Source organism: Pseudoalteromonas sp. S558 (assembly GCF_005886635.1).
GTDB lineage: Bacteria > Pseudomonadota > Gammaproteobacteria > Enterobacterales > Alteromonadaceae > Pseudoalteromonas > Pseudoalteromonas aliena.
In genome coordinates this window covers 1-25,771 of sequence record NZ_PNDU01000243.1, presented here as the reverse complement: position 1 = coordinate 25,771, position 25,771 = coordinate 1, and the positions used below count along the sequence as shown (strand labels likewise).

The 25,771-nt window shown below is 39.3% G+C and carries 20 protein-coding genes; 9 read left to right on the top strand and 11 right to left on the bottom strand.

Translation table 11 applies throughout. The features are described 5' to 3' along the window. Positions 1 to 8: 8 nt before the first annotated feature. The 6 genes from hisS to ndk form a co-directional block, all read right to left on the bottom strand. Positions 9 to 1,289 carry a histidine--tRNA ligase gene (hisS, locus tag CWB66_RS15855; protein ID WP_138586101.1) on the bottom strand — a complete coding sequence of 427 codons (1,281 nt, stop codon included), beginning with the start codon at positions 1,287 to 1,289 and terminating at the stop codon, positions 9 to 11. A 136-nt stretch (positions 1,290 to 1,425) separates the two neighbouring features. After that, on the bottom strand, positions 1,426 to 2,544 hold the full coding sequence (gene ispG / locus CWB66_RS15850) for a flavodoxin-dependent (E)-4-hydroxy-3-methylbut-2-enyl-diphosphate synthase (RefSeq protein ID WP_077535510.1): 1,119 nt from the start codon (positions 2,542 to 2,544) through the stop codon (positions 1,426 to 1,428). A 5-nt stretch (positions 2,545 to 2,549) separates the two neighbouring features. After that, a complete protein-coding gene (locus CWB66_RS15845) occupies positions 2,550 to 3,410 on the bottom strand; it encodes a RodZ domain-containing protein (protein WP_138586100.1) in 861 nt (286 codons plus the stop codon). After that, on the bottom strand, positions 3,407 to 5,242 hold the full coding sequence (gene pilW / locus CWB66_RS15840; RefSeq protein ID WP_138586099.1) for a type IV pilus biogenesis/stability protein PilW: 1,836 nt from the start codon (positions 5,240 to 5,242) through the stop codon (positions 3,407 to 3,409). Before pilW ends, CWB66_RS15845 begins: the two co-directional genes overlap by 4 nt. Positions 5,243 to 5,359: 117 nt before the next feature. Continuing rightward, positions 5,360 to 6,490, bottom strand: coding sequence for a dual-specificity RNA methyltransferase RlmN (rlmN, locus tag CWB66_RS15835; RefSeq protein ID WP_077535513.1), 1,131 nt, complete (start codon positions 6,488 to 6,490; stop codon positions 5,360 to 5,362). Positions 6,491 to 6,657: 167 nt separating this feature from the next. Beyond that, positions 6,658 to 7,089: a nucleoside-diphosphate kinase gene (ndk, locus tag CWB66_RS15830; RefSeq protein WP_007377442.1), complete on the bottom strand. Its 432-nt coding sequence runs from the start codon at positions 7,087 to 7,089 to the stop codon at positions 6,658 to 6,660. 229 nt (positions 7,090 to 7,318) lie between these two features. Here ndk and trhP point away from each other — a divergent pair, with 229 nt between their 5' ends. Then, a complete protein-coding gene (gene trhP, locus CWB66_RS15825; protein ID WP_138586098.1) occupies positions 7,319 to 8,704 on the top strand; it encodes a prephenate-dependent tRNA uridine(34) hydroxylase TrhP in 1,386 nt (461 codons plus the stop codon). Positions 8,705 to 8,757: 53 nt separating this feature from the next. Here the strand turns inward: trhP and CWB66_RS15820 are convergent, their stop codons facing one another. The 3 genes from CWB66_RS15820 to CWB66_RS15810 form a co-directional block, all read right to left on the bottom strand. Then, the gene (locus CWB66_RS15820) at positions 8,758 to 10,050 is read right to left on the bottom strand and encodes a type II toxin-antitoxin system HipA family toxin (protein WP_138586097.1); all 1,293 of its coding nucleotides are present in this window, start codon (positions 10,048 to 10,050) and stop codon (positions 8,758 to 8,760) included. Next, positions 10,040 to 10,330: a helix-turn-helix domain-containing protein gene (locus tag CWB66_RS15815; RefSeq protein ID WP_077535517.1), complete on the bottom strand. Its 291-nt coding sequence runs from the start codon at positions 10,328 to 10,330 to the stop codon at positions 10,040 to 10,042. The genes CWB66_RS15820 and CWB66_RS15815 overlap by 11 nt, the downstream gene beginning before the upstream one ends. 762 nt (positions 10,331 to 11,092) lie before the next feature. Then, positions 11,093 to 12,751, bottom strand: coding sequence for an AAA family ATPase (locus tag CWB66_RS15810; protein WP_138586096.1), 1,659 nt, complete (start codon positions 12,749 to 12,751; stop codon positions 11,093 to 11,095). A 681-nt stretch (positions 12,752 to 13,432) separates the two neighbouring features. On the opposite strand from CWB66_RS15810, the gene CWB66_RS15805 reads away from it, so the two are divergent. The 4 genes from CWB66_RS15805 to CWB66_RS15790 all read left to right on the top strand — a co-directional run bounded on the left by CWB66_RS15805 (position 13,433) and on the right by CWB66_RS15790 (position 16,930). Further along, on the top strand, positions 13,433 to 14,167 hold the full coding sequence (locus CWB66_RS15805) for a protein NO VEIN domain-containing protein (protein ID WP_171037520.1): 735 nt from the start codon (positions 13,433 to 13,435) through the stop codon (positions 14,165 to 14,167). A gap of 242 nt (positions 14,168 to 14,409) precedes the next feature. Beyond that, the gene (locus CWB66_RS15800; RefSeq protein WP_138586094.1) at positions 14,410 to 15,384 is read left to right on the top strand and encodes a helix-turn-helix transcriptional regulator; all 975 of its coding nucleotides are present in this window, start codon (positions 14,410 to 14,412) and stop codon (positions 15,382 to 15,384) included. Positions 15,385 to 15,457: 73 nt separating this feature from the next. After that, a complete protein-coding gene (locus tag CWB66_RS15795) occupies positions 15,458 to 16,555 on the top strand; it encodes a cell division protein FtsZ (RefSeq protein WP_138586093.1) in 1,098 nt (365 codons plus the stop codon). Positions 16,556 to 16,699: 144 nt separating this feature from the next. Then, positions 16,700 to 16,930, top strand: a complete 231-nt coding sequence (locus CWB66_RS15790) for a cyclic-phosphate processing receiver domain-containing protein (protein WP_354384681.1) — start codon at positions 16,700 to 16,702, stop codon at positions 16,928 to 16,930. Positions 16,931 to 17,093: 163 nt separating this feature from the next. Here CWB66_RS15790 and CWB66_RS15785 read toward each other — a convergent pair whose 3' ends face one another. Together CWB66_RS15785 and CWB66_RS15780 are read right to left on the bottom strand one after the other, a co-directional pair. Further along, a complete protein-coding gene (locus tag CWB66_RS15785) occupies positions 17,094 to 18,656 on the bottom strand; it encodes a site-specific integrase (RefSeq protein ID WP_138586092.1) in 1,563 nt (520 codons plus the stop codon). A 123-nt stretch (positions 18,657 to 18,779) separates the two neighbouring features. After that, complete coding sequence (locus CWB66_RS15780; RefSeq protein WP_138586091.1) at positions 18,780 to 20,453, bottom strand: tyrosine-type recombinase/integrase; 1,674 nt, start codon at positions 20,451 to 20,453, stop codon at positions 18,780 to 18,782. Positions 20,454 to 20,713: 260 nt separating this feature from the next. On the opposite strand from CWB66_RS15780, the gene CWB66_RS15775 reads away from it, so the two are divergent. The 4 genes from CWB66_RS15775 to CWB66_RS15760 all read left to right on the top strand — a co-directional run bounded on the left by CWB66_RS15775 (position 20,714) and on the right by CWB66_RS15760 (position 25,529). Then, positions 20,714 to 20,959 carry a YfhL family 4Fe-4S dicluster ferredoxin gene (locus CWB66_RS15775; RefSeq protein ID WP_138586090.1) on the top strand — a complete coding sequence of 82 codons (246 nt, stop codon included), beginning with the start codon at positions 20,714 to 20,716 and terminating at the stop codon, positions 20,957 to 20,959. Between the two features lie 187 nt (positions 20,960 to 21,146). Further along, the gene (locus CWB66_RS15770; protein ID WP_138586089.1) at positions 21,147 to 22,859 is read left to right on the top strand and encodes a type I restriction-modification system subunit M; all 1,713 of its coding nucleotides are present in this window, start codon (positions 21,147 to 21,149) and stop codon (positions 22,857 to 22,859) included. Beyond that, positions 22,852 to 23,925 (top strand): PDDEXK nuclease domain-containing protein, encoded by a 1,074-nt coding sequence (locus CWB66_RS15765; RefSeq protein ID WP_138586088.1) that lies wholly within the window; start codon positions 22,852 to 22,854, stop codon positions 23,923 to 23,925. The genes CWB66_RS15770 and CWB66_RS15765 overlap by 8 nt, the downstream gene beginning before the upstream one ends. An 86-nt stretch (positions 23,926 to 24,011) precedes the next feature. Further along, positions 24,012 to 25,529, top strand: a complete 1,518-nt coding sequence (locus CWB66_RS15760) for a restriction endonuclease subunit S (RefSeq protein WP_138586087.1) — start codon at positions 24,012 to 24,014, stop codon at positions 25,527 to 25,529. Positions 25,530 to 25,771: the final 242 nt, after the last annotated feature.

The window sequence follows — 25,771 nt, the reverse complement described above, 5'->3', positions numbered from 1 at the left end:
ATGTTCGCTTAGCCGTTAATAAGCTCTGCTAATAGCGCTTTAGCTTGTTCTAATTCTAATGTGACTTGTTCTTTACGCTCACGTAAATATTTAATAGTCACAACGCCTTTTTCTAATTCATCTTCACCAATAATAACTGCAACAAGTGCATCGCTTTTATCAGCACGTTTTAATTGTTTTTTGAAGTTACCGCCGCCTGCATGAACCATCACACGAAGGCCTGCCACATCACGGCGTAGTTCAGACGCAATAATAGGCGCTTGAATACTGGCTTTATCACCCATGGCCGCTAAATATACATCAGCATTGCGGCGTATGTCACCTACGCACTCTAGTGCTTGTAATAATAACACTAAACGCTCAAGGCCCATTGCAAAACCAACTGCTGGAGTGGCTTTACCGCCTAGTTGTTCAACTAAACCATCGTAACGACCGCCAGCACATACTGTGCCTTGTGCACCTAAACTATCTGTTACCCACTCAAATACTGTGCGGTTATAGTAATCTAAGCCACGAACTAATTTTTCGTTAACCGTGTATGAGACGCCAGCTGCGTCTAAACGTTCACATAAATTTTCAAAATGTTCTTTTGATTCAATATCTAAATTCTCAGATAATTTAGGTGCGTCGGTTAATATGGCTTGTACATCTGGATTTTTGCTATCAAGTACGCGTAATGGGTTTGAATACATACGGCGTTTTGAGTCTTCATCAAGCACATCAATGTGTTGCTCAAGGTAGGCAACTAACGCATCACGGTAATCTGCACGTGCCTCATTAGACCCTAAAGAGTTAAGCTCTAAGCGAACGTGTTCAGTAATACCAAAGGCTTCCCACAACTGCGCCGTTAATAAAATAACTTCAGCATCTATATCTGCGCTGGCAATACCAAATGTCTCTAAACCAAATTGGTGAAACTGACGGTAACGACCTTTTTGCGGACGTTCGTGGCGAAACATTGGGCCCATATACCAAAGGCGCTGCTCTTGGTTGTACAATAACCCGTTTTCGTTACCGGCACGTACGCATACTGCAGTGCCTTCTGGGCGCAGTGTTAACAAGTCGCCATTGCGATCGGCAAAGGTGTACATTTCTTTTTCTACAATATCGGTAACTTCACCAATAGAGCGTTTAAATAAGTCGGTTGATTCTACAATAGGAAAACGAATTTCTTGATAACCGAACGATGCTACTGTCTCGCGTAAAATGTTTTCTACTTTCTGCCAAACTTGTGTGTCGCCTGGCAGACAATCGTTCATACCGCGAACTGCCTGAATTTGTTTTGCCACTGATAAATCCTAAATACTGTTTTTGTGTAATAAAAAATGCTTACACAACAAGAATGCTAAAAATTGACCCGCTATTATAGCGTTCTGGCTATAAAGGTAAACGGCAAACAGCGCTGTTTGCCGCTATATACGGTATTTATTCGACTATTTTTATATCTATAGGTGTTTGGTTTTGTTTTTTCTCTATAAAGTCGCGAACATAGCCTTCTAGTTGCTCAACAATATTATTGTTATCGATGCGTGCTTTTTGACGCTCGCCATTAATATACAGGCCAGAACGACGGTTTGCACCGGCAAGGCCTATATCACTAACCAGTGCTTCACCTGGGCCATTTACAACACAGCCAATGACCGATACCGATACTGGCTCGATAATATCTTCAAGGCGTTCTTCTAGTTGATTCATGGTACTTACAACATCAAACTCTTGGCGAGAGCAGCTCGGGCAGGCGATAAAATTAATACCACGCGAACGAATGCGCAGCGATTTTAAAATATCAAAGCCAACTTTAATTTCTTGTACTGGGTCGGCTGCAAGTGAAACACGCAGCGTGTCGCCAATCCCTTCGGCAAGTAACATACCTAAGCCAACTGCCGATTTAACTGAACCCGAACGCATGCCACCCGCTTCAGTGATCCCTAAATGTAATGGCTGATCTATTTCTTTTGCAAGTAAGCGATACGCGCCTACGGCTAAAAATACGTCGGAAGCCTTTACTGATATTTTAAATTGGTCAAAATCCAAGCGGCGCAATATGTTTACATGGCGCATTGCTGATTCTAATAGCGCTTCTGGTGTTGGTTCGCCGTATTTTTCTTGCAAATCACGCTCTAGGGAACCGCCATTTACGCCTATACGAATGGGAATATTATGCTCGCGGGCTGAATCGACAACGGCTCTTATTCGTTCTTCGCTACCAATGTTACCCGGATTTATACGCAGGCAATCTACGCCGTATTTTGCTACTTTTAAAGCGATACGGTAATCAAAGTGAATATCCGCGACTAGCGGGATAGTCACTTGCTCTTTTATACTTCTAAACGCGTCTGCGGCATCCATAGTTGGTACTGATACCCGAACTATATCGGCACCGGCATCTTGTATTGCCTGAATTTGCGCAACGGTTGCATCAACATCCATCGTGTCGGTGTTGGTCATCGATTGGACGGCAATTGGGGCACCGTCACCAATAGGGACGTTACCTACGTTAATACGTGTGGATTTTCTGCGTTTAATTGGAGATTCTGAAAACATAGCGACTACTCTGCTAGTGGTAATGTAAATTTGGCTAAACGATTTTTGGGAAAAGCTGAAATATCAACTTTTTCACCGTTTAGGGTAACGCTTACAACGTTGTGCTTACCAAGCACAACAGAAAAAGGAGGTTTGCCGGTGACAGTCATTAAGTAGCCTGCTTTTTTAACACCAAATGCAATTTTTTCACCTTCACCGTCGTAAATTTCAACCCAGCTTTCATCATTAAAATTCATTTCGATGGTGCTATTTTCAGCTGAGTCTGTATTAGTGGTGAGTGGTTGATTTGTTTGTGCTTGAGTTATTTCAGGTACAGTCTCACGTTCGCTTGGCGCTAATACTTCTTCAGCCAATGCGTTATCAGCAGGTTGCTGCTGTGCGATATTAGTGGGTTGAACTGCTTGGCGTTCACTGAGTATTGAATTTTCTACATTTATATTACTGGTTTGCTCTTCTATGGGTGTTGCGTTTTGCCAAAACCATAATGCAGATGAGCCAATCACAATCGCTAAAATAATATAGGTCACTATCATTAAGCGGCTATCACTGGCTTCTTTTTCTGTACGACGTGAAAAGCTTTGCATGTTAGCGGGTTTTGCCGGCTCAGGTGGTGCTGGCATCATGGCTAAAATAGGGGCGCTATCAATTTCTAGTTCTCGACAGTAATTTTTGATATAGCCTTTTACAAAAGTAATCGGTCCGAGTAATGCAAATTCATCGTTTTCAAGACGTTTTATTTGTAATTCAGATAATTTTAACGGCTCAGCTATGGTCGCAATGCTAACATTGGCGTGCTCACGATGCGCTTTTAATATTTGTCCAACCGTTGGTTGTTCAATCTCTGTTTGCGTATTTTCTTCATTCATAATAGGTATGATTCTGGATCCACTAGTAAAAGTCTATGCCCTGACTTAAGTTCAGTATCTGGGCTTAATTTATTCCATCGCATTAATTGATCAATTAATACATGCCGCTGGGTAGCTATTTTATACAAGGTGTCGCCAGCTTTAATTTCGTAATAAATATTAGGATCGTTCAAATAAATTTTACTTCCATTCATTACCCGATCAGACTCTTTTAGACCATTCCATTGTAAGAGTTTTTGTAGTTTAACATTGTATCGGACGGAAATGCTAAATAGGTTTTCACCAAATGTAATTATATGAGAGGGCACCGTTATAACTGGCACTTTAGTGCTAAGTAATGGGGCGTCCATTTTTTTTATCGCAGAATAGTTTGTAAATTCTACGTCTTCATCCGATTCATTTTTACGATTAGAAAAAACAGCGCGACTTTTTACTGCTTCGTAAAATGTAACGTTAGCGCCATTATTACTATTTGAGCTTTCAATATTTGAGCGTGCTATTTGATTTTTTTGTTGCGAATTTAAGTCTATTGCTTTGGATTCACCAAAAGAAATTATTTTAACTTCAGTTTTAAGTTCGTTTGAATTTTTTTTAGTACTTGTTTGCGATACGGCGTCTTGGGAAAACGTTACTTTTTTGGCTGAACTTTGCTGCGAGGTTAAAGCCGATATCACCGCAGAAGTATCAGTAGCGGTATTTGAAAACGTCACCGGAATTGTTTTTTTTTCAGGCTCATTAGGCACGTCTACAGCAATAGAACCCGCAGGGATACTTTTTACTTGCGGCGGTTTATTGTTCTCAGTTTTTATACTATTAACAGGGCTTGCTTTAAAAGGCGCGGGGTACTCACTCACTTGATTTTGACTTACAGACGTGGCTGCGTTAGCGTCTTTACTATCATTTGAAATTAAGCTGGTAGAGTTATCTAAAGTCGGGCGTTTTTTACGAATGATTTTTATTTTAGGCTCTGAACTAATTCGCCCGTTGTTATTACTTTTTTGCAAGTCATCAAGCATTGCTCTGCGGTACTTGTCTCTTAAAATTTCGAACTCGCTCAGACGTGTTTTTTGCTCTCGTAACGAATAAGCTTCATTACTCGTCGGGTAGGTTTGCATAATAGTAGCTGAAATTTTTTCAGCTTCTTCTATTCTACCCATGCGACTTTTAATTAGGTACTCAAGCATTAATGCGCGTGCCGATATTTGGCCTGTATCATCATGACGTTTTAAAAGTTCGCTGGCTTTATGTAAATCACTTTTAGCGTAAAATAACGCGGCAAAACTAATTAAAGTAGAAGTACGCTGCGAGCTGTGATTCATGGCTTGTTGAAAGTAACTTTCAGCATTATCAAAATCATTAAACTCAATGGCACACAAGGCTAAATTTTCGTAACTTTCGGCAACACGGATATAACTTGGGACTTCAATGGCTTTTAAAAATTGATCCGTCGCACGGTCATATTCGTTAATACCGCATAAAAATACCCCATAGTTATTTAAGGTATTAGGATCATCCGGTTTTATGGCGAGCGCTTTTTGATAGGCTTTATCAGCGAGTGTGTTTTCACCTACTTGTTGATAATAATAAGCAAGAGAGTAATGGACTTCAGGTAGTTGTGGGGCAAATCCAGCAGCACGTTCTAAATTGTATTTAGCTTGAGAGTTATTACCGGTGTTTAAATACTGCAATGCTAAAGCAATACGTGTTCGTGCAGCGCCTATATTATTAATTTTATTTTCGACGACGGGCTTGTCACTGCCGTTATAACTATTTTCAGTTACGCAACCACTCAAAGCAATTGCTGAAATAGTTAATGCAAGTATAGATCGCATTACCTTGTCTCTTTATTTTTATCCATAGAGTCTATCTTACCTAAAAGCCCTCATGTTGCATCCTTTATTTAAAATAAACGATTTAACATGAGGGCTTTAGGGGTTTTTAACTAAAAATTATGCTTGATGAATATTAACGGCAATTGCGTTATCGTCACGCATTTTCTTTTTAGCTAAACGTTTAGTTCGGTCAACTACGTCACCGACTAACTGTCCGCAAGCTGCGTCAATGTCGTCACCGCGAGTACGACGAACAATACAGGTAACGCCTGCTGCTTGTAATACCTTTGAAAAACGATCAATTCGGCTGTTACTTGAACGCGTATATTCATTACCAGGGAAAGGGTTAAACGGAATAAGGTTGACCTTAGACGGTGTGCCTTTTAACGTTTGCACTAAGGCATGCGCCTGATCGGTGCTGTCGTTTATTCCGTTAAGCATAACGTATTCAACGGTTACGTCTTTATTCGCTTTAGAGCCATCGATATAACGACGACACGCGGCTAAAAATTCTTCAATTGGGTACTTTTTATTAACCGGCACTAAAATGTCACGCAGTGCGTTATCTGGTGCATGCAATGAAATAGCAAGCGCCACGTCAATTTTCTCTTTTAGTAAGTCAAGTGCAGGTACAACGCCAGACGTACTTAATGTTACGCGGCGCTTAGATAAACCAAAGCCCCAATCGTCCATCATTAGTTCCATTGCTGGCACTACGTTTTTAAGATTAAGTAAAGGCTCGCCCATACCCATCATTACAACGTTAGTTACTGGGCGCTTTTCGCTATGACCATCAAGGCCTATATCTTTAGCTACACGCCAAACTTGGCCAATAATTTCAGATACTTTTAAGTTACGGTTAAAGCCTTGTTGAGCGGTAGAACAAAAAGTACACTCAAGAGCACAACCCACTTGTGATGATACACATAAAGTTGCGCGCTCTTTTTCAGGGATCCAAACAGCTTCTACTTCTTGGCCACCTTCAAGTATAAGCGCGTACTTAATAGTACCGTCGCTTGCTTGTTGGCGAACGGTGATTTCTGGCGCTACAATTTCGCACTCAGCTTTAAGTTTTTCTTTAAGCTTTTTGTTTACGTTGCTCATATCGTCGAAGTTATCTACGCCAAAATGATAAATCCATTTCATCACCTGGTCACTACGAAACGGCTTTTCACCGAACGATGCAAATAGCTCGCGCATTGCTTCTCGGTTTAAATCTAATAAGTTAATCTTTTTTTGCTCGGTCATGAAACAACCTCAATCGGTGACGGTGGAGATAAAATTTACGAGGACGAATTGTACACAATTCACTCACTTTAATCATTAAGTAAAACATCATGAGTTTCTGATTAATACTTTACGTAATGACTAAAAAAGGGCCCGAAAGCCCTTTTCAATATGTTAACGAATTCGAATTAACGAGTACGTGAACAAAGCTCTTCGTCAGCGAAGAAGTACGCGATTTCGCGAGCAGCAGATTCAACAGCGTCAGAGCCGTGAACAGCATTTTCGTCGATGCTATCAGCGTAGTCTGCACGTAAAGTGCCAGCTAGTGCTTCAGCAGGGTTAGTAGCACCCATGATTTCACGGTTTTTAAGAACAGCGTTTTCGCCTTCAAGAACTGTAACCATTACTGGACCAGATGTCATGAAAGATACTAAAGCACCGAAGAAAGGACGTTCGCTATGTTCAGCGTAGAAACCTTCAGCTTTCTCTTGTGAAAGGTGAACCATTTTAGCTGCAACGATTTTAAGGCCAGCAGATTCGAAACGGTTGTAGATAGCGCCAATGTGGTTTTTAGCTACTGCATCAGGTTTTACGATTGAAAAAGTACGTTCTAAAGCCATCTTTATGCTCCAATAATTTTAAATAAAAGTGTGAATATTAACGGGCGCGAATTATACGCGTTTTAACTGAAAAATCCTAATTTTATTAAAAACCAACTTGATTACGGTTTTGTGATCTCGATCAAAGGCAAATTATTATCCGCATTTATACTGCCGCGCTTCTGTTTACGTATTTGTTAATGACTACTCATGCAACTGGCCAGAATCCAGTTCGATGTATGGAGCGCACATGTTATCTGTTATACCTTCCACGCCGTTTATTCCTGAATTATTATGCCCTGCGGGCAGTTTAAAAAACATGCGTTATGCCTTTGCTTATGGTGCTGATGCAGTATATGCAGGGCAACCTCGTTATAGTTTGCGTGTGCGTAATAATGAATTTGACTTAGAGACGCTGCAAATTGGGATTAATGAAGCGCATGCGCAGAATAAAAGGTTTTATGTGGTGTCTAATATTGCGCCGCATAACGCGAAAGTAAAATCGTATTTACGTGATATTGAACCAGTTATTGCAATGAAACCTGATGCGCTGATTATGTCAGATCCTGGTTTGATCATGCTGGTTCGTGAAAAATGGCCGACTATGCCGGTTCATCTATCAGTGCAGGCAAATGCAGTTAACTACGCGAGTGTACAATTTTGGGCAAAGCAGGGGATCGAACGGGTTATTTTATCAAGAGAGCTGTCGCTCGAAGAAATAACCGAAATACGCACACTCTGCCCAGACACCGAACTTGAAGTATTTGTACATGGCGCACTGTGTATGGCGTATTCGGGGCGTTGTTTGCTCTCGGGCTATATTAACAAGCGCGACCCAAACCAAGGTACATGTACCAATGCATGTCGCTGGGATTATGATGTTAAGCCTGGTGTTGAAAACGAAACCGGCGAAATGGTACATAAGATTGACCCAAAACAGGTTATTCCTACATTGGGAGAAGGGACGCCAAGTAACGATGTATTCATGTTAGAAGAGCAAGGCCGCCCTGGCGAATATATGCCAGCATTTGAGGATGAACACGGCACCTATATTATGAATTCAAAAGACTTACGTGCTGTGCAATATGTAGAACAGCTCACAAAAATGGGTGTACATAGTTTAAAAATAGAAGGCCGTACTAAGTCATTTTATTATGTAGCGCGCACCGCACAGGTATACCGAAAAGCAATAGACGATGCGGTTGCAGGCAAGCCGTTTGATGTGGATTTATTTAAAACATTAGAAAACTTAGCGCATCGTGGCTATACCGAAGGCTTTTTAAAACGCCACGCCCATCAAGATTATCAAAATTACGAATACGGTCATTCAGTTTCTACCAAGCAGCAATTTGTAGGCGAAGTATTAGGTCGTAATGCCAATGGTTTGGTTGAAATAGATGTAAAAAATAAATTTTGTGTTGGCCATTCGTTAGAGCTAATGACACCAAAGGGAAATATTAGCTTTGTGCTTGAATGTATGGAAAACAAAAAAGGCGAAAACATTACCGATGCCAAAGGCTCTGGTCACATTGTAAAAATCCCACTGCCTAATAATCTCGATTTAGCGCACGCTATTTTAATGCGTAACCTAGATGAAAACCAAGACACCCGTAATCCGTTTAAACAAGCAGTTTAAGGGGTATAAGTAACACCAAAAATCGGTATTTTGGTGTTACTTCATAATCTATTTTAACTACCCATTAAATGCTTATTCATGGTGTACGTATTATTAAGCTGTTGTTCTATTAAGCTAATCGTTTGTTTATTTACGTCGAGTGCTTTAGCAGTGTCTTTAAAGTTTAAAATAACCTCTGCTATTTCAGATATGATAATTTGTACTTGTTTCCAGTTTGCATAACCTGCTGCAGAGGCCAGCTTTTGAATCGCTTTTAGTGGCGGGTTTTTTCCAAATCCAGCAAACGAAGTAGCATGCTCGTTAAAAGGGTGAGGACTAAAAGTGATATCATAAAAAGGCGCTAAATCCCACTCACCAGAATCTTCTTGTAAAAAAGCCCAGTTTTTACTGTGGTCGTCTTGGTTACAGCTAAATAAATTAAACATAGCCCGACGAAATTGTAATTGCCCCGCAGCAGGTGATTTGCATAAAACACGGCTCGCTTTAATTAAATCCTCATAATCTAATGTAGGTGTACGAAAATCAGCATCTAGCAAGCCACATGCACTATGCATATGTTTGCAGCCCATTTTATCACCCAGTAATTTAAACCTATCGAATCGCTTTAAGGCAAGCCATTGCTTTGCACCGGTTCCTTCTGGAGCGGTTACCAGTAATCGTTGAGGTGGGTTTAATCCCGCTTGTTCAGCTAAATCCAAATACACAGCTTCACATAACCCTTCCTCATGTCCTAAAGCGAGGTTTTTGGATGTGAATTTTATTAACCAAGCATCATCACCTGTTTTAGGCTTTGTTCTACATTCTTGTATATTATCGTCAGGAAAATAAATTTGAGCTTTAGGACGTGCACCGCCGGAGCTGCCAGCAGCCACTAACGCAGAAAGTACTTCTTCTGTTTGTCCGTCAAATATTGCTTGGGCTTGTTGACCTAATGTAACAAGACTAGCTTCATCGTCATTTGTGCCATCATAATGAGTTTCAGGTGTAAACGATAATGCGCCCATAGCACAATGGCCAACAAAAGATAAGCGGTCCATTTGGGTCACAAAGTTAGGCATTATATTATTTTGTCTGAATACACGGTCCTGTAGTAGTAACCCCCACCCATCAGGTAAACAATCAGAAAAGACCCCATGCAATCCATTATGTGGGCTTTTGGGTGCTAACTGAACATCTCTATTGAAGGCGAGTGAGAATGGCGAAAGATTACCGTATGTGTCTAAATAGCCTTGATCGAATTGAAAGTAAACACCTTGCCTATTTTGAGCAAGTACACCCACCATTAACTCTGTTGAGTCTGACAGTGTACGTTTTACTTCTAGCTTTTCTATGGGTTTAAAGGCCATTGTTTAATACCTGATCAATAGACGTTGGCGCATTCTTGCCTTGAGTTGGCGCTTTTGTTAAGTCATATAAACGAGTTAAATCGTCGAGTGTTTGCCACAAAAGCAATAGCTGCCTAAACGAAATAAGCCCTGTAACCTCAAACTTTTTGATTGTAGAAGCAGGTACAGTGCTTTTTTTAGCTAACGCCTCGCGTGACATTTTTGCTTTTTTGCGACATTCTTTTAGGTGCTCAGCAAAAGCCAGTTGCACATCACCTTCGCTTAATAATAAATAATTAATAACAAAACCTCACGAACTTGATTGGACATTACTGTATCCAAAATTGCTTTTTTATGAGTTTAATGGATATTATAGTATCCATTTTCGGGTTGTAAAGTTAATGGTTGAATGCGAATTAACTAATATGATTTTTATTGATTGAGATCAACAAGAAAACGCAGAATAAAATGCATAATTTACGGCTGCAAATTTATGCTAGAAGTACTAGAGGCTACAGAATGGCTTTACTAATTAACAACAAATGCATTAACTGCGACAGTTATAAGGTTTTCAATAAAAGCATTTAAAAACAGAGTGTTACTTTGTCGTGCTATGGCTTGTGCTACGATTTTACGTAACTCGTCAGCACTAAGATAGTATCTTAAAAACAGCCTTAAAAGGCAAATTGTATTAACTAAAAAATTAAGACGCATACCTATTTGAGTAAAGTCATTATAGTTTGAGGGTTTTATTTAAGATTTGAAATTCGATCTCTATTCTCAAAATATAATTACTGAAAAAGCTGAGCTCTAGAGGCTAGTTTTTTTATATTACTTTATATTTAGCGTTTTCATTTTCAATTGCGAGTTAATTTGAGTAATACGGGAAAAGTAACTTACAGATAAAGGTAACTCTGAGGTTATATGCCAAAATTCTAAAACTGTGGCCAAAATTAGTTCACCACTACACGCAGAGTAAGTTGCGCGTTTTAATTTCGTCATTTTTTCACCCAAATTTGTATGCTTATTAGCATAACATTTCTTTCTTAATGGGTGGCCAAAATCACTGTACCACTACAGCAATAGGCTTTTCTTGTTCGACTTCACCGATGAGTGCTTTATTTGCTTCGTCAAATTCACTAATTAGTTTTTGAGCACCTTCCATTGCTTTAATTGCTGCCCCCTTCGAAGCAGCTAGCTTTTGAGCGTCATTTAAGAAACCTTTTAATCGATTCAATTCTAGTTGCTGAGCTTTCTTATTTTGTTCAATTTGAACACTTTCAGCATCCTGTTTTTCTAGGCAATTTACTTGTGTATCAATATGCTGAATGGCTGATGTGCCATCACCTAGCACAGCATGTAAACTATTCCACCATGCCACATTTAATTGGGACATATCAGCTAGCTTGAATTGTGCTAATTTGTTATCAATGGAATAAAAATTTAAACAAGTGGATAATATCTGATGCAATTCTTGAAGCTTTTGAAGTACTGTTTGCTCAAGTTGCTTTATTTTAATTTGCAATTCAGCAAGGTGTTGAAGTTTGGCTAGTTCTTCTCCTGCATGAGTGAAAGGATTAACTGTTACTTCCGTTAATGGGGTTAAACATGCAGGGCATTTATCAGGACTAATTTGCTGAACTTGAGTCAAAGCTTCAAATAGCTGCTGGAAAGATACTTGTTGGCTTGCATTCGCTAATACTTCTTTTTTTTTCTTATGGTCGTTTAGACTGTTTACCAACGCTTGTTTGATTGAGGCTAGGTTAGAAGCGGTTAGGTTACTTTTTTGCGGAGCAGGCTTTTGCAGCTCTGCTTCTAAAAAAGGTATTTGCCCTTGCCTTTGCTCTGACCCATTAAGCTCAAACATCATTTGTAGTAAAGTGCAGCCTTCTCTATAGCGTGTTGCTAGTGACGTTTCTTCACCCTTTACCTGTTCCAGAATGCCTTGATTAAGCTTTATTTGCTGTTCAGCGCCTTGGAGTTGAAGCCTTCTTTCAGAAAGTTTCTTTGCTTTGATACCTTCTACATCAATGTGTTTTCCATCCATTTCAGGAGAGAAGTTTTTAACAAACTCATTAAACGCATCAAGACCAAATAGTGTTGATATTAGTTCTGACTGTTTGGCTGGAGCTTGTGCAGCAATACGCGAAAAGCTATCTATCCGATTTTTCTCAACAAAGCAAAATCGATAAAGAGCATCATTGGGTTTGATATTGACATCACTGCCTTCAGCATCAATCCCGATCAATTTGGGTGGTGCGAATTTATTGGTATATGCATTTTTTAAATAAGCTTCAACATCTCTAAAACGTTTACTTTCAGCTTCTGCAACTGAACCTAATAAGGCATATTCTAATGCTTCACAAAAACTAGATTTCCCCGTACCATTTGGGCCAAAGATAAGCACTAGAAGACTTTTTAGGTCAAAAGTTTCCTCACGGCTAAATCCCCTAAATGAATCAACCGATAACTCTTTGAGTAGAGTAAAAGATGCAACATCTGACTCAACATCTTCAAGATTAGTTGGAATATCTTGGCTTATACTAGCCCATTCTTTTTGAGCAAGCTTTGCGACATGTTTAACTCGTTGTCCTTGATAAGTGCTTAGTGGAACAATTTCATCTAGATTTTTTAGTACCAAGTTAGCGAATTTATGAACTGACGCACTAGATGGAGATGAAAGTAAAGTTTGCAGAAAACGTTGAAATTCAGACTGGATCATACTTTCCCTTATATTTGATAAATTGTCAGATTAGGCAGTAAAATCTATACCTAACGACAGTGTCCTTATTAAAGTCTAATATCAAAGCTATCAGTAAAAAAAACTTGTGTAAATCAATATGCAACCTAATGTTGATTACTTTGATTTTACACAATTAAAGTCTCTGTGTGGAATTGGGTTAAATACTTAGACCGACTAGAGGTAACTTTATAGAATTATATGAATGACCGCTTTAGTGGCAGATCAGAGTTTCAGCTTATAGTAAAATTGAAATGCAGAATGACCACAATTGGCACTCTCCGGTAAGCCACTCGACAACATAAAACATTGATAATAATTGGTAAGAGATTTTTCTGTTTTGGAAGGCGCTTAGCTTATCAGACCTAGACTGACACTTTGAGGAAGTTCGGACTGGAGCGATTAGGCGACAATAAGGTTGACTAAATATGAGAGTTAATTGATTGACCAAGTTAATCTTTTCTCGTATGTTCATGAAAATGAGCAACGCGCTCTTTCTGTTCCATTTAACTTTAAAAAAAGCTTAAGAAGGCTTTGTTATAGTAATACCTTAGGTTGTTTTCTAAGCTACAGGAACTAGATAGATTAGTCTTAGGCTGGCAGAAATATTCGCGATGAAAGAACTATCAAATTATCATCTTTACATATGAAGAAGGAAACCGAGTGAACATTTTAACGACACCTGAACTTGCTGAAAAGTTGGCTGGCGGTGATTCTTATATTCGAACCAAGAACAATGTTGTGAAAGGCTTAGCCATTACAACGGAGCTAAACCCTGAGGCGCCAGAAGTTATTGTTGTAGGCGGCGGTCCTAATATAAAAAAAAATGCTAGGTTGTTTTTAGATCAGCAGAAGTATGTACCTGTCTATTTAAAACAGGGAGTGAATGCTTGGAAATTGCTGGGTAAATATAAGGCAGATAAATATTCACAAGACCCCAAAACCATCGAAAAACATCGTCAACACCGTACAGCTGAAGAAGTTGACGGAATACTATTCCTATCGGCAGAAGAAAATTATGAAGTAAAGGTAACTTCCAGCAGCTTCCCCGATTCCAAGAAACGTAAAAAGGTCGAGCTTGCGGCTATTGGTTATGTAATAACACACTATGAGCATCAGGGGTACTCTATATCAGACCGCCAGAGTGACAATTGTGGTTATGACTTATTTGCCGAAAAAGATAAGACTGTTCTTAAAATCGAAGTTAAAGGAACGTCACTTGATGAGCAACGCTTTTTCCTTTCTAAAAATGAGCGAGCTAAGTCAGCTGATCCGCAATGGCGTTTAGCTATTGTTGCTAATGCTATAGATAATCCAGAGTTATCCATATATAACACTAAAGAAATGGAAAAGGCTTTCGATTTCGAGCCTTTGTGCTGGGAATGTAAATCCCGCTAAGATAAAAAGCAAAACAACAAGAACCAAAAACAATGGGCTCTTAGCTTCGCTTAATTTTAGCCTGTTATTTGGGTGTTACACATGAATGGAGATATCGAGATCAAAAACTGTCTAATGAAAGTCGGGTGGCCAGTAAATATCGTAAGCTATTATGCTAAATGAATTATTTTCTCGTTACAGTATTACAATTAATAGAACCCATTCAGAAAGGTAACAGTTATTTATCAACTAAATGATATTAAATGAATTCACACCGTCATTTATCTATTTTAGAGCTTGTGCCTAAAGTGCCAAGCTCAATCTCGACCCGGCAGCTACAGCAAAAGCTGATTGAACATGGCTTTGATATTTCAACTCGCATGCTCCAGCGAGACTTGCACTCGCTCTTCGAGCAAGGTTGTTTTGGGCTTGAAAAAGATACGCGTAGTAAGCCGTATGGTTGGTCTATCAATGCGCAGTGGCGAGGTGGTAATGCGAAAATAATGAGCAGTGAAGTGGCTGAGCACTATTTGCTTCTAGAGCAGTTACTACCACAATCGGCCCCCAGAGATGTTAAACAGTCGGTACATATTAAAGCAGAGCAGGCACTAAAACGTGTTAATGGCCATGTGCCTGAGTGGCTTTCGACTCTGCCTAAACCTTCGTTAAAAGTGAATTTTGATAATCAGTTAGTTGCGCAGATTGAGCATGCGATTAAGCATAAGCGTGTAGTGAGCGCTGAGCTGTATAGAGTTCTTTACGATGAGGCACATTGGCTCGTTTTTAATGAGCTGAGTTTTTATAACTTAGTTGAGCAAGGCGGTGTGTTAATGGCGCAGTTTATGGTGGGGACGCTTCACGATAAGTGTTACCAAATGCCGGTTTACCGTATTCGTAATGTACACATTTTGCAAAAAACACGACGAGAGCCAAGCGCTGAGCAATTAAAATCGTTACGTAGTGCGATTAGTAAAGGCATGTCGCAAGAAGCGATTGAGTTAGTTGTGAAAGTGCCTAGCCACTCAGCGGTTAATCAAGAGTTTATTGAGCTTGGCGAGCTGACTGATAAGCAAAATATTGACGATAAAAACGTATTACTTACCTACCAAGTTATTGATACCGAGCAATTGACAGATGAGCTATTTAAATGTGCCCATTGGCTCGAGGTTATTAAACCTGAAAAGCTGCGGCAAAGAATCACTACAAAGCTTAAAGCGGCCGCTAACATCTATAAATAACTCCAACTAGTTTGGGTGCGTCAAAAATTGACGCACCTGCTTGCTATGCTCTTTTTAAAGTTAAGGAGTAGTTATGTTTCAATTAATTCAACAAAATGATGGTTTATCGATTGGTGTATTTGGTATTGGTGGGTGTGGCTGTAACACGCTCAACAGTATTTTTGAACAACGTGAATCTGAACAAGCGCACTTGTACAGTGTTAATACCGACAAAGTAGTGCTTGAGCACACGCAAAGTGATGAAGCAATGCTTATAGGTGCTGAGTTAACTCATGGTTATGGTGCAGGAGCCGATCCTAAAGTCGGTTTGCAAGCAGCAGAAGAAAGTAAAGAGCAGCTTTTAACGTTAATTAATGGCTGCGATATAATACTCTGTGCAACAGGGTTGGGTGGCGGTACTGGGACTGGTGCCAGCCCTTACATTGCACAACTTGCTAGTGAGCAAAATAAGCCAGTGATATTTGTAGCTACATTGCCATTTAGTAGTGAAGGTGAGTTTAGAAGCAATATAGCGCAAACTGGCCTAAATGAACTCAAAGAGCATGCTAATGCGGTTATTACACTGCCAAACGACCAACTGATTGAAGTACTCGGTAGCGATATAGGATTATTCGATGCGTTTAAACACTCAAACCAAATACTCCATTCACTGATAAAATCATTAATCGATATGCTTTGCTTTCAGGGGCTTATTAATGTTGATCTAAATGATTTTGCCAAAATTATGGATTGTCAGGGTGATGCTGTACTTGGTGTTGGCAAGTGTAATGATGAGAGCGAGCTCACTACTGCACTTGATAGTGCACTCAATAACCCACTGGTTAATCAGGTTGATATGTCATCAAGTACCGGTGTGATAATACAAGTAAATTGCAAAGATGAAATTTCACTGGGTAGTTACAACCTCATTACCGATACAGTGCGTCAGCAGGTAAGCCTAAACGCTTTAGTTATTTGTGGTGTCTCTAAAATAGAGAGCTTATCAACTAATTATGAGCTGTTGATCATCGCAACCGGTGCAAGCGCTAAGATGATTGTTGAACCTTTCAATAATGCGCCTAGTAGCGAAGTCGAACAATCGCCAGCTGCAAGAGCTAAACCTCAAGCTTCTGATATTTTTGACATACCAGCATTTATACGTAATCAAGCTCCAGCACCATATGAAAAATAACTATTGTTATATAGCTTAAAGGGTTGTTAGTTATTGCTTTCAGAGTCTGAATACATTTTTCAGTGAGATAAACCTATGAATGTATATTTAGATGATGAAAGAGAAACACCAGCCGGTTGGTTACGAGCCTATTGACCTGATGAGGTGGTTGCACTTTTGCAGAGCGGCAAAGTAAAACAGCTCAGCCTTGATCATGATTTAGGAAATGATAATAAAGGCACTGGCTATGACGTTTTACTTTGGATTGAGCGGGCAGTGTTTATTGATGGCTTTGTACCACCAACAATAGCCGTTCATTCAGCCAATAGCTCAGCACGAATTAAAATGGAATGCGCAATTGCACAAATTAATTTACTGGCTAGGCATCAATACTGAATGACACTACAAATAAGTCAGCTCCAAAGTAGTCGTCACTAAGCCAAAAGCATCTGATATTTTTGATATTCCTGCTTTTATAAGAAATCAATCCACACCACCCAGTAAAAACTCTTTATAGATTTTGTAATCAAAGGCAACCTTGTATAGCTGTATGTAAGCGCTACTCTAATATTTGCAAAGGACGGCTCTTTTTAAGCTTTTGGGTTTGCTGAACTATATTACCCCAGATAGTGGAATAAGCACTTATTGTGCTTTTGACTTTGGCGATTAATTTATTTGAATAATCTAATTTTAAAAATGATTTTTTAGCCGCTTTCTTTCTTAACTTAGTTTGCTTTTTAACTTCGTTAAGGATCTCCTTCTCAAATAGCTTAAAGTCTTCATAAAGTACTTTAATATCAGTGCTATATATTTTATTTGAGTAGTCATAATGTTTACTCATTGGATCGTGCTCTGAAACAGAGTGATGGAGCATTTTTTTAGACTCAATTTCAGCAATTGTTGATGAACCATTTTTTTTAGTTAGCACTTCTTTCATATGCGATTTCAAGAAGCTGCGAAGTAGTGTTGGAAATGCTCCGGCTGAGCCTTTTATATTTATGTTATCTCGCGGGGCCGCTACCATGCCTTTTGGTGCATAATACTTAAGTGCTCGGTTTAAACTCTCTTTGCTGATGAGTTTTGAGTCGTCTTTACCATTACAAAATAAGTATGTGCGGTTTATGTCTGGGTTTAATTTTAACTCTTGTAGTATCGCTTTTTTCATCTCGGATGTGAGTTGTATTTTAAACTCTTTTTGGTTTTTCATAGCACCGCGAGTGGTATGGGTTGTTTCAGGAAACGTTAAAAATTTAGGATTATCTAAATCATCTATATACGACAGACGTAGGTTGCAAATATTTATGGGTCTTAGCCCAGTAAACATCATAAGTAGTACCGCATTTATTAATGTATTATTTTTAGCTGTTTTTAGGTTCATATACAGCTGCGAAATTAGAGATATATCAGTATATGCCTTACAAGGAATAGGCTTCGCCGTTCGAGAAGATATATAATTATTGTCTACCTCTAGTAATGGATTAGTGCCGTTATTATATTTATTTTTTGCGAATACCCACATTTTTTTCATCTGCTCGAATAGTTTAGCCACATGCGGACCACTTTTCTCTGTTAGTAATTGATCAAGCGTAGCTTCTATTATCTCAGGCGTAATAGTCTGAAATAACGTATCTTTCCCAAATGCATTTTGTATTGCATTAAGGTAAGAGGTATATGTTGTTACTGTGGTGCTAGCTAACTTGCTAGGGCTATGTTTATTAATTGCCTGTAAGTTTTCTACTTGTTTACTCACTACAAATTCGAATGTGTAATTAGAGGTGTTCTTTTTATATATTTCAGCTGCTTTTAATTTCGCTGCTGAAAAACTCATACTTTCTGAATCACCAAGCTTAGTGTTTTTTATGCCATGTTCTTTTTTAAAATGAGTAAAAAATTTAATGATGCCATTATGCTGGAATACAATTCTAATCTGATCTTTAAGCTGATACTTTGAAAGTCTTCTTCCTTTTTCCTGCGCCAATATAATGGTGGCGAGACTGGCTAGCTCTTCCATTGACTCGTCATTATACGGTGGCTTAAATGCATTAAATTCAGCCATGCAAAGGTCACGACTTTTAATCGTGACCTCACATGGTTTTATTGAATTTAATACTGATGTTGCCATTAATACATAAGCCTTAAAAAAGTTAAAATCATCAAATAACTGATGAGGTACCGCTCTAATAAGGCAATGATATGAAATTAATTTTTTTTACAAAAACTTTGGTAAGTCGAAATTAAACTTTTTTTAATTATTTTTTGCTTTGGTCTCTTGGTCATTTAAATATCTCTCAACGACAGCTCTTCCTTCTTCGGTTAAGATCAAATCTTTTGTTACTCTGCCCGTATCACCAAGTGGCTGATTAATGAAGTTTACATAACCGCGCTTGTAAACTAGATGAGCTTTAATCCTATCTCTCAGTGCTTTCTTTTGGCTGTTTTCTTCTAGATTGCTAGCCTGTTTACTCTGCATTCCTGTAAGTCTTAACTGCTGATTTTCAAGCTCTTTAGCTCTTTTTAAAATGCTAGCTTCATGAAGTTTAAAAACATTAAATTTTAACTTTGTTGAAGTGCCAAATAGCTCTTCAGATTTATCATAATTTAAGCCGTTTGGATCGTCTTCTTTTCTAAGGTGATGAAGCGCGAGTCTAGTAAGTTCCTCTGCGTGTTTAAAATGATAGCCATTGGCAACCATAATCGCTTTTGTGTTGGATTTAAAAAAGCTTCGGCACATTGTACAAAATGCACCCGCAGATCCTTTCATTACAATATTTCTTTGGTCTCCTTTAACTGCATCAACAGGTGAGTAATCTTTAATGATTTTATCCAGCGACCTTTTAGCAAATGGTTTGTTAAGATCGCGAGGCTGAAGGAATATATGATCAGAGTTACAGTTGGGTAACGCATTTTCCATCCAGGCTCTTTGCTCTAAAATAATAGCGCGCATGGCTTTGGTTAAGGGCAGTTTATATTCTTTTTGGTTTTTCATTTCTCCACGAACCCCAACAATAGATGCCGGAAAGGTAATTAATGTTGGGAAGTCGATACTATTGAGCCACTCCCAATTCATTTGTGGAATATTAATAGGGCGTATGCCTGTCAAAATTATGAATCGCGCAGCATTTTTTTGATGTACATTTGGTGCAGACGCGAGGTTTATCCATAATTCAGCTATCGAATCTAAGTCAGTATAAACTTGGCAAGGTCTAGGGCTTTCTACACGGTCTGATACGTAAAAGTCATCGATATCAGCTGCTGGGTTTTTACCTGAGTTAAATTTGTTTTTAGCAAATCGCCATACTCTTCTAATTTGTGCAAAAAGCTCGATTGCTTGGTTATTGGACTCTGTCTTGATAATTAAATCTACAATCTTTTCTAACTCTCCAGCTGTAAAAGACTGGAACGCTCTCTTAAGCGGGAAATGATGCCTGAGTTTTTTTATTCTGCACTGATATGTCCTGAGCGATGAAGCTGCAAATTTGGTGGGTGCGGTGTTATGACGCTCTATTAAGCTTTGTTCATAAGCATCAAACACAGTTTTAATATTATGATTATTTAAAACGCCATACTTCATTTGATCAGTAAGCTTACGCGCTTTTGCTATTGTTAATTCAGGTGCTTCACCTAACTTGGTATTAGCTATGCCAGATGATTTAGGGAATGCTGAGTAAAAAGATACTGTTCCAGATTGGGTAAATATAAGACGAAGATTGTGTTGTGCCTCATATTTTGATAATCGCTTTGTATCTTGTTTCTTAACCTCTTGTTTTAATTTTTCTTTTTCCTCAAAAAAGATGATTTGAGAGGCTAAAATAACACAGCGATTTATGTGCTGCATAGAAAATGGCGATTTAAGTTGCTTCCATTCTAGTTTCGCTTTTGTGTATTGAGCTTTGGTAAGCGTTGATAAAGAGTACTTCACTTTGTAATAACCTATATAAATAAAGGCCTCGCGGCGATTTTTATTGATTGAGATCAACAAAGCAACAGAGAAGAATAGGCATAATTCGCGGCTGTAATTTACACCCAAAAATAAAAATTTGTGTTACTAATTTGTGTTACGATTTAATGAAAAATAGCGGTTTTTTATTAAACTAGAACTGCACAAAAATTAGCCTTTACACACCTTTATTTTTACTTAACTTATTGTTTTATAATGATATTAATTGAAAAGGCTAGAGAATGGCGTTACTAATTAACAGCAAATGCATTAACTGCGACATGTGCGATCCAGAATGCCCTAACGAAGCCATTTACATGGGCGCTAAAGTTTACCAAATAGATGCAAGTAAATGCACCGAATGCGTAGGCCATTACGACAAACCAACCTGTGTCAGCGTATGCCCAATTGACTGCATAAAGCCCGACCCAGCCCATCGTGAAAATATAGATGAATTGGCTGAAAAATATATCAGGCTAACGAGTTAGTTTGTTAATTGGTTTTTATGCTTAATGGGTTACGAAGCTCAAATTGCGACACTGTCGCAGCAATCAAACTGCTCGCATGTGACTAATAAATATCTCCTCATATATTTTTAATTAAGTCTCAATAATTCGCGCTCTTTACGGTATGATAACTCAATAATTTGTATTGATATTCTGGTCTGAGATAGCTATGGAAACCGCACCTAAAAAAACCGCCACAAAGCCCGCTACTAAAAAAGTTGCTAAAAAAAACACAAAACAAGCACAAGTCGGGTTTGAAGAGTCCCTTTGGGATGCCGCCAATAAACTACGTGGCAGTGTTGAATCAGCCGAATATAAGCACATTGTTTTAAGCTTAATCTTTCTTAAATTTATCAGTGACAAGTTTGAAGTACGTCAAAAAGCCATTATTGCTGAGCACGGCGATGAATACATCGACATGGTCGACTTTTACGCAATGGATAACGTGTTTTACCTACCAGAAGACGCCCGCTGGTCATACATTCAAGCCAACGCCAAGCAAGGCGATATCGCTGTAAAAATAGATACCGCCTTGCACGGCGTTGAAAAAAACAATAAATCACTCGCGGGCGCATTGCCCGATAACTACTTTTCACGCTTAGGGCTTGATGCCAGTAAGCTCTCAGCGTTAATCGATACCATTAATAATATCGACACCATCGCCAACCAAAACGAAAAAACAGAAGAAGACTTAGTTGGTCGTGTGTACGAATACTTTTTAGGTAAATTTGCCGCCTCTGAAGGTAAAGGCGGGGGCGAGTTCTATACGCCTAAGTCAATTGTTACCCTAATAGCCGATATGATTGAACCATTCGAAGGTAAAATTTACGACCCCTGTTGTGGCTCGGGCGGTATGTTTGTGCAATCGCTAAAATTTATTAATAGCCATAACGGCAATCAAAAAAATGTGTCTATTTATGGGCAAGAGTACACTAATACCACTTATAAACTGGCTAAAATGAACCTCGCCGTGCGCGGTATTTCGGGCAATTTAGGCGATATAGCGGGCGATACCTTTTTTAAAGATCAACACCCTGACCTAAAAGCCGATTACATAATGGCTAACCCGCCGTTTAACCAAAAACAGTGGCGCGCCGATAACGAATTAGTTGACGATGCCCGCTGGGCGGGCTACCCAACACCGCCTACCGGTAATGCCAACTATGCGTGGATCATGCACATGATCTCAAAACTCAGCGAGCATGGCACCGCAGGCTTTGTACTGGCTAATGGCTCAATGAGTTCAAACACCAGTGGCGAGGGCGATATTCGCCAAAAAATAATCGAAAACGATCTAGTCGATTGTATGATAGCCCTACCAGGGCAGCTGTTTTACACCACGCAAATTCCGGTGTGTTTATGGTTTATCAGTAAAGATAAACGCGGTAATAACGAAAAAGGCCTACTAAAGCGCCGTGACCGCCAAGGCGAAACGCTATTTATAGACGCCCGCGAAATGGGCTCTATGGTTAACCGTACCTTAAAAGAACTCACCAACGACGACATAGCAAAAATTACCCAAACCTACCATATTTGGCGTGGCGAAGATCTAACTACAGCAAGTACCGAGCGAGAAAGCGCAGATAAAGAGCAAAGCGCAAATAAAGAGCAAGAACAAGCGTACAAAGATGTCGCCGGTTATTGTAAATCAGCCACCCTTAGCGATATAAAAGCGAACGACTACGTATTGACCCCTGGGCGCTATGTAGGCGCGGCCGATATTATCGACGACGGTATCCCGTTCGAAACTAAAATGAGCGAGCTTAGCCAAACTCTTTATAGCCAAATGAGTCAAGCAACACAGCTTGATACAGCCATTCGCACAAACTTAGCGGCCTTGGGTTATGGTGAAGAACGTTATGGTGAAAAAAGTAATGACTAATCCTCCCAAAAGTAACAGCGCTAGCGTTTTAACTGACCCAGCACTGTTAACCAATATTAAAGCTGTCATAGCGCAAGCGCGTTCTCACGTTAAGCAAGTCGTTAACAGCACTATGGTGCACGCGTATTGGCAAATTGGCCGTCTAATAGTAGACGATGAGCAACAAGGGAGCACGCGTGCTGAATATGGAAAAAGCGTATTAAAAGGCCTTTCTGCTCAATTAACGGCAGATCTGGGTAAAGGGTTTGATGTAAGTAACTTACGTAATATGCGCCGCTTTTATCTTGCGTTTGAAAAACAAGAGACACTGTCTCTCGAATTAAGTTGGTCGCATTACAATGTACTCGCGCGCATTGAAAACCCAGCAGCACGCTTATGGTATATGCAAGAGGCCAGTCAACAAAACTGGAGTGTACGCGCCTTAGAACGTCAAATTGGTACGCTTTACTACGAGCGTTTGCTCTCAAGTAAAAACAAACAACCCGTAGAGCAAGAAGCCCAACAAAACACACAAGTATTGGCAGAGTCCGCAAAAGACTACCTGCGCGATCCCTACATTTTAGATTTTTTAAACCTGCAAGACAAAAGCTATCAAGAGAACGACCTAGAGCAAGGCATTATAAATAACTTACAACAGTTTTTATTAGAGCTTGGTAAAGGCTTTGCTTTTGTAGAGCGCCAAAAACGCATTCGCTTTGATGACGAAGATTTTTATATCGACCTCGTTTTTTACAATTTTAAACTCAAGTGTTTTTTATTGCTCGACTTAAAAATTGGCAAACTCAAACACCAAGATATAGGCCAAATGGACACCTACATTCGCTTGTACGATGATCGATACACCAGCAGCGACGATAACCCTACTATTGGCTTGGTCTTATGCAGTGAAAAAAGCGAAGCCGTTGTTAAATACTCTGTACTGAGCGACCAAAAACAGCTGTTTGCTGCAAAATATTTAGCCCATCTACCGAGCGAAGAAGAATTACGCATAGAACTCCAAAAAGAGCGCGAACGCGTACAAGCGCAATTGCTTAATCAGCAAGTTAAAGGCCAAGATGATGAATAAACAAATAGTGGGTGTTGTTGATAGCCGAATGAACCAAAACGATGAGCTTGATAAAGCCATTTGTAAAAATTTGGAGGTGCTGGGTTATGGCCGATAAGCAAAATTTAATATGGGAATCATCAGGAGGTATAATCCCTGAAGGTTGGAATCTAGTCTCTTTAAGTAGTCTTCTGGAAAACCCAAAGTCTATGTCTGTTGGGGTGATGTACCCTGGGAAACACTTTGATGATGGGATACCACTAATAAGAGTCAGTGATGTTAAAAATGGCGGAGTAGCATCAAAACCAGATTTTTGTATTTCGGCGGATGTTGACGAAGAGTACAAAAGAACTCGTCTATCTGGTGAGGAACTTCTTATTACTTTGGTAGGAAATCCTGGAGATTGCGTTATTGCAACTCAAGAAATGTCAGGCTGGAATGCAGCAAGAGCAATTGCTGTACTTAGATTAGAAGATCCAGCATTACGACAATGGGTGCGTATAGTTTTGCTGAGTGGGCCTTCCAAACACATTATTGACTCAAGACTAAATACGACTGTTCAGAAGACCCTAAACTTGAAAGATATACGCGAGTTACCTATTCCAATGCCTCCTGCAAGTTTAAGAGAGAGTCTTTGTTCAATATCTAAAAAGTTTGAGGAAAAGTGTTTGATTAATCATCAAACCAACCAAACTCTTGAGTCAATGGCGCAGGCGTTATTTAAAAGCTGGTTTGTTGATTTTGATCCCGTGTTCGACAACCTACTTGCTAGTGCTGATTTTAAGTTAGAAAACCTTGAAACTAGTCTGCCTGACGAGTTAAAACAAAAAGCACAGCGCCGCTTAGCGGCACTGAACAGTTTACACAATGCGGCCGAATGCAAAGCATCACTCATTGCACTCGCTCACGAGTTACAAGCGCAGCTACCAACAAAAGAAGCAACACAATCAGCAGAGAAAGGCACTGAAACACCCGTTAAAGCAAACTTTAACACCAACCCTAATATATTGGCCCAACACGCCAATACCCACGCCCACTTCCCCAATGAGTTCGAGCACAGCGAACAACTAGGCTGGATACCAAAAGGCTGGAAGCAAAAATATCTAAGTGATTTACTTGAAGTTAAATATGGTAAAGATCACAAAAAATTAGATGATGGAAAGTATCCTGTTTACGGCTCGGGCGGACTTATGCGTTATGCCGAAAGTTTTTTGTATGATGGGGAGTCTGTACTTATCCCTAGGAAAGGCACTTTGAGTAATATTATGCATATAAATGGCTCATTTTGGACTGTTGATACTATGTTTTACACGATCCCTAAAGTACCAAAGGTTGCAAAGTTTATGTTTTACCACTTGAAAGCTTTAGACTTTGCAGCAATGAATGTAGGGTCAGCCGTACCAAGCATGACAACTAAAGTACTTAATAGCTTAGAGCTACTTTTTCCTTCAGTAGAAGTTCTTTATAAGTTTGACAGAGTAATCGAGGATTATTTTAACAAGATAGATTTCAACAAATTAAATATCAACCAACTTGAAAGTTTACGAAATACTTTGCTACCCAAACTCATCTCTGGCGAATTACAAATACCCGATGTAGCCACTGATGAAGAAATAGTAGATTAACCTTAGCTAAGCGTTTAAAGGCCATAAAAACAACAATAAGGATGTTTGATGAAATTTACTGAAGCCAAATTAGAACAAGCGGTGGTTGAGTTATTAGGTGAACAAGGCTACCCGCATTTACTCGGTGGTGAGCTAATACCAATTCCATTAATTTTGTGATCTAATAAGTTTCTATTTATAGGTGGTGAAATATGACACAAGACTTAGATAAAATGATTACTTCAACATCAGATGCGCGATTG

What these genes read in the sequence shown, in the direction of transcription:
- ispG (WP_077535510.1), bottom strand. Translation starts at nt 2,544, where the DNA reads ATGTTTTCAGAATCTCCAATTAAACGCAGAAAATCCACACGTATTAAC.
- CWB66_RS15845 (WP_138586100.1), bottom strand. Translation starts at nt 3,410, where the DNA reads ATGAATGAAGAAAATACGCAAACAGAGATTGAACAACCAACGGTTGGA.
- CWB66_RS15785 (WP_138586092.1), bottom strand. Translation starts at nt 18,656, where the DNA reads ATGGCAACATCAGTATTAAATTCAATAAAACCATGTGAGGTCACGATT.
- CWB66_RS15765 (WP_138586088.1), top strand. Translation starts at nt 22,852, where the DNA reads ATGACTAATCCTCCCAAAAGTAACAGCGCTAGCGTTTTAACTGACCCA.
- pilW (WP_138586099.1), bottom strand. Translation starts at nt 5,242, where the DNA reads ATGCGATCTATACTTGCATTAACTATTTCAGCAATTGCTTTGAGTGGT.
- CWB66_RS15800 (WP_138586094.1), top strand. Translation starts at nt 14,410, where the DNA reads ATGAATTCACACCGTCATTTATCTATTTTAGAGCTTGTGCCTAAAGTG.
- CWB66_RS15810 (WP_138586096.1), bottom strand. Translation starts at nt 12,751, where the DNA reads ATGATCCAGTCTGAATTTCAACGTTTTCTGCAAACTTTACTTTCATCT.
- CWB66_RS15795 (WP_138586093.1), top strand. Translation starts at nt 15,458, where the DNA reads ATGTTTCAATTAATTCAACAAAATGATGGTTTATCGATTGGTGTATTT.
- ndk (WP_007377442.1), bottom strand. Translation starts at nt 7,089, where the DNA reads ATGGCTTTAGAACGTACTTTTTCAATCGTAAAACCTGATGCAGTAGCT.
- CWB66_RS15770 (WP_138586089.1), top strand. Translation starts at nt 21,147, where the DNA reads ATGGAAACCGCACCTAAAAAAACCGCCACAAAGCCCGCTACTAAAAAA.
- rlmN (WP_077535513.1), bottom strand. Translation starts at nt 6,490, where the DNA reads ATGACCGAGCAAAAAAAGATTAACTTATTAGATTTAAACCGAGAAGCA.
- CWB66_RS15775 (WP_138586090.1), top strand. Translation starts at nt 20,714, where the DNA reads ATGGCGTTACTAATTAACAGCAAATGCATTAACTGCGACATGTGCGAT.
- CWB66_RS15760 (WP_138586087.1), top strand. Translation starts at nt 24,012, where the DNA reads ATGGCCGATAAGCAAAATTTAATATGGGAATCATCAGGAGGTATAATC.
- trhP (WP_138586098.1), top strand. Translation starts at nt 7,319, where the DNA reads ATGTTATCTGTTATACCTTCCACGCCGTTTATTCCTGAATTATTATGC.
- CWB66_RS15820 (WP_138586097.1), bottom strand. Translation starts at nt 10,050, where the DNA reads ATGGCCTTTAAACCCATAGAAAAGCTAGAAGTAAAACGTACACTGTCA.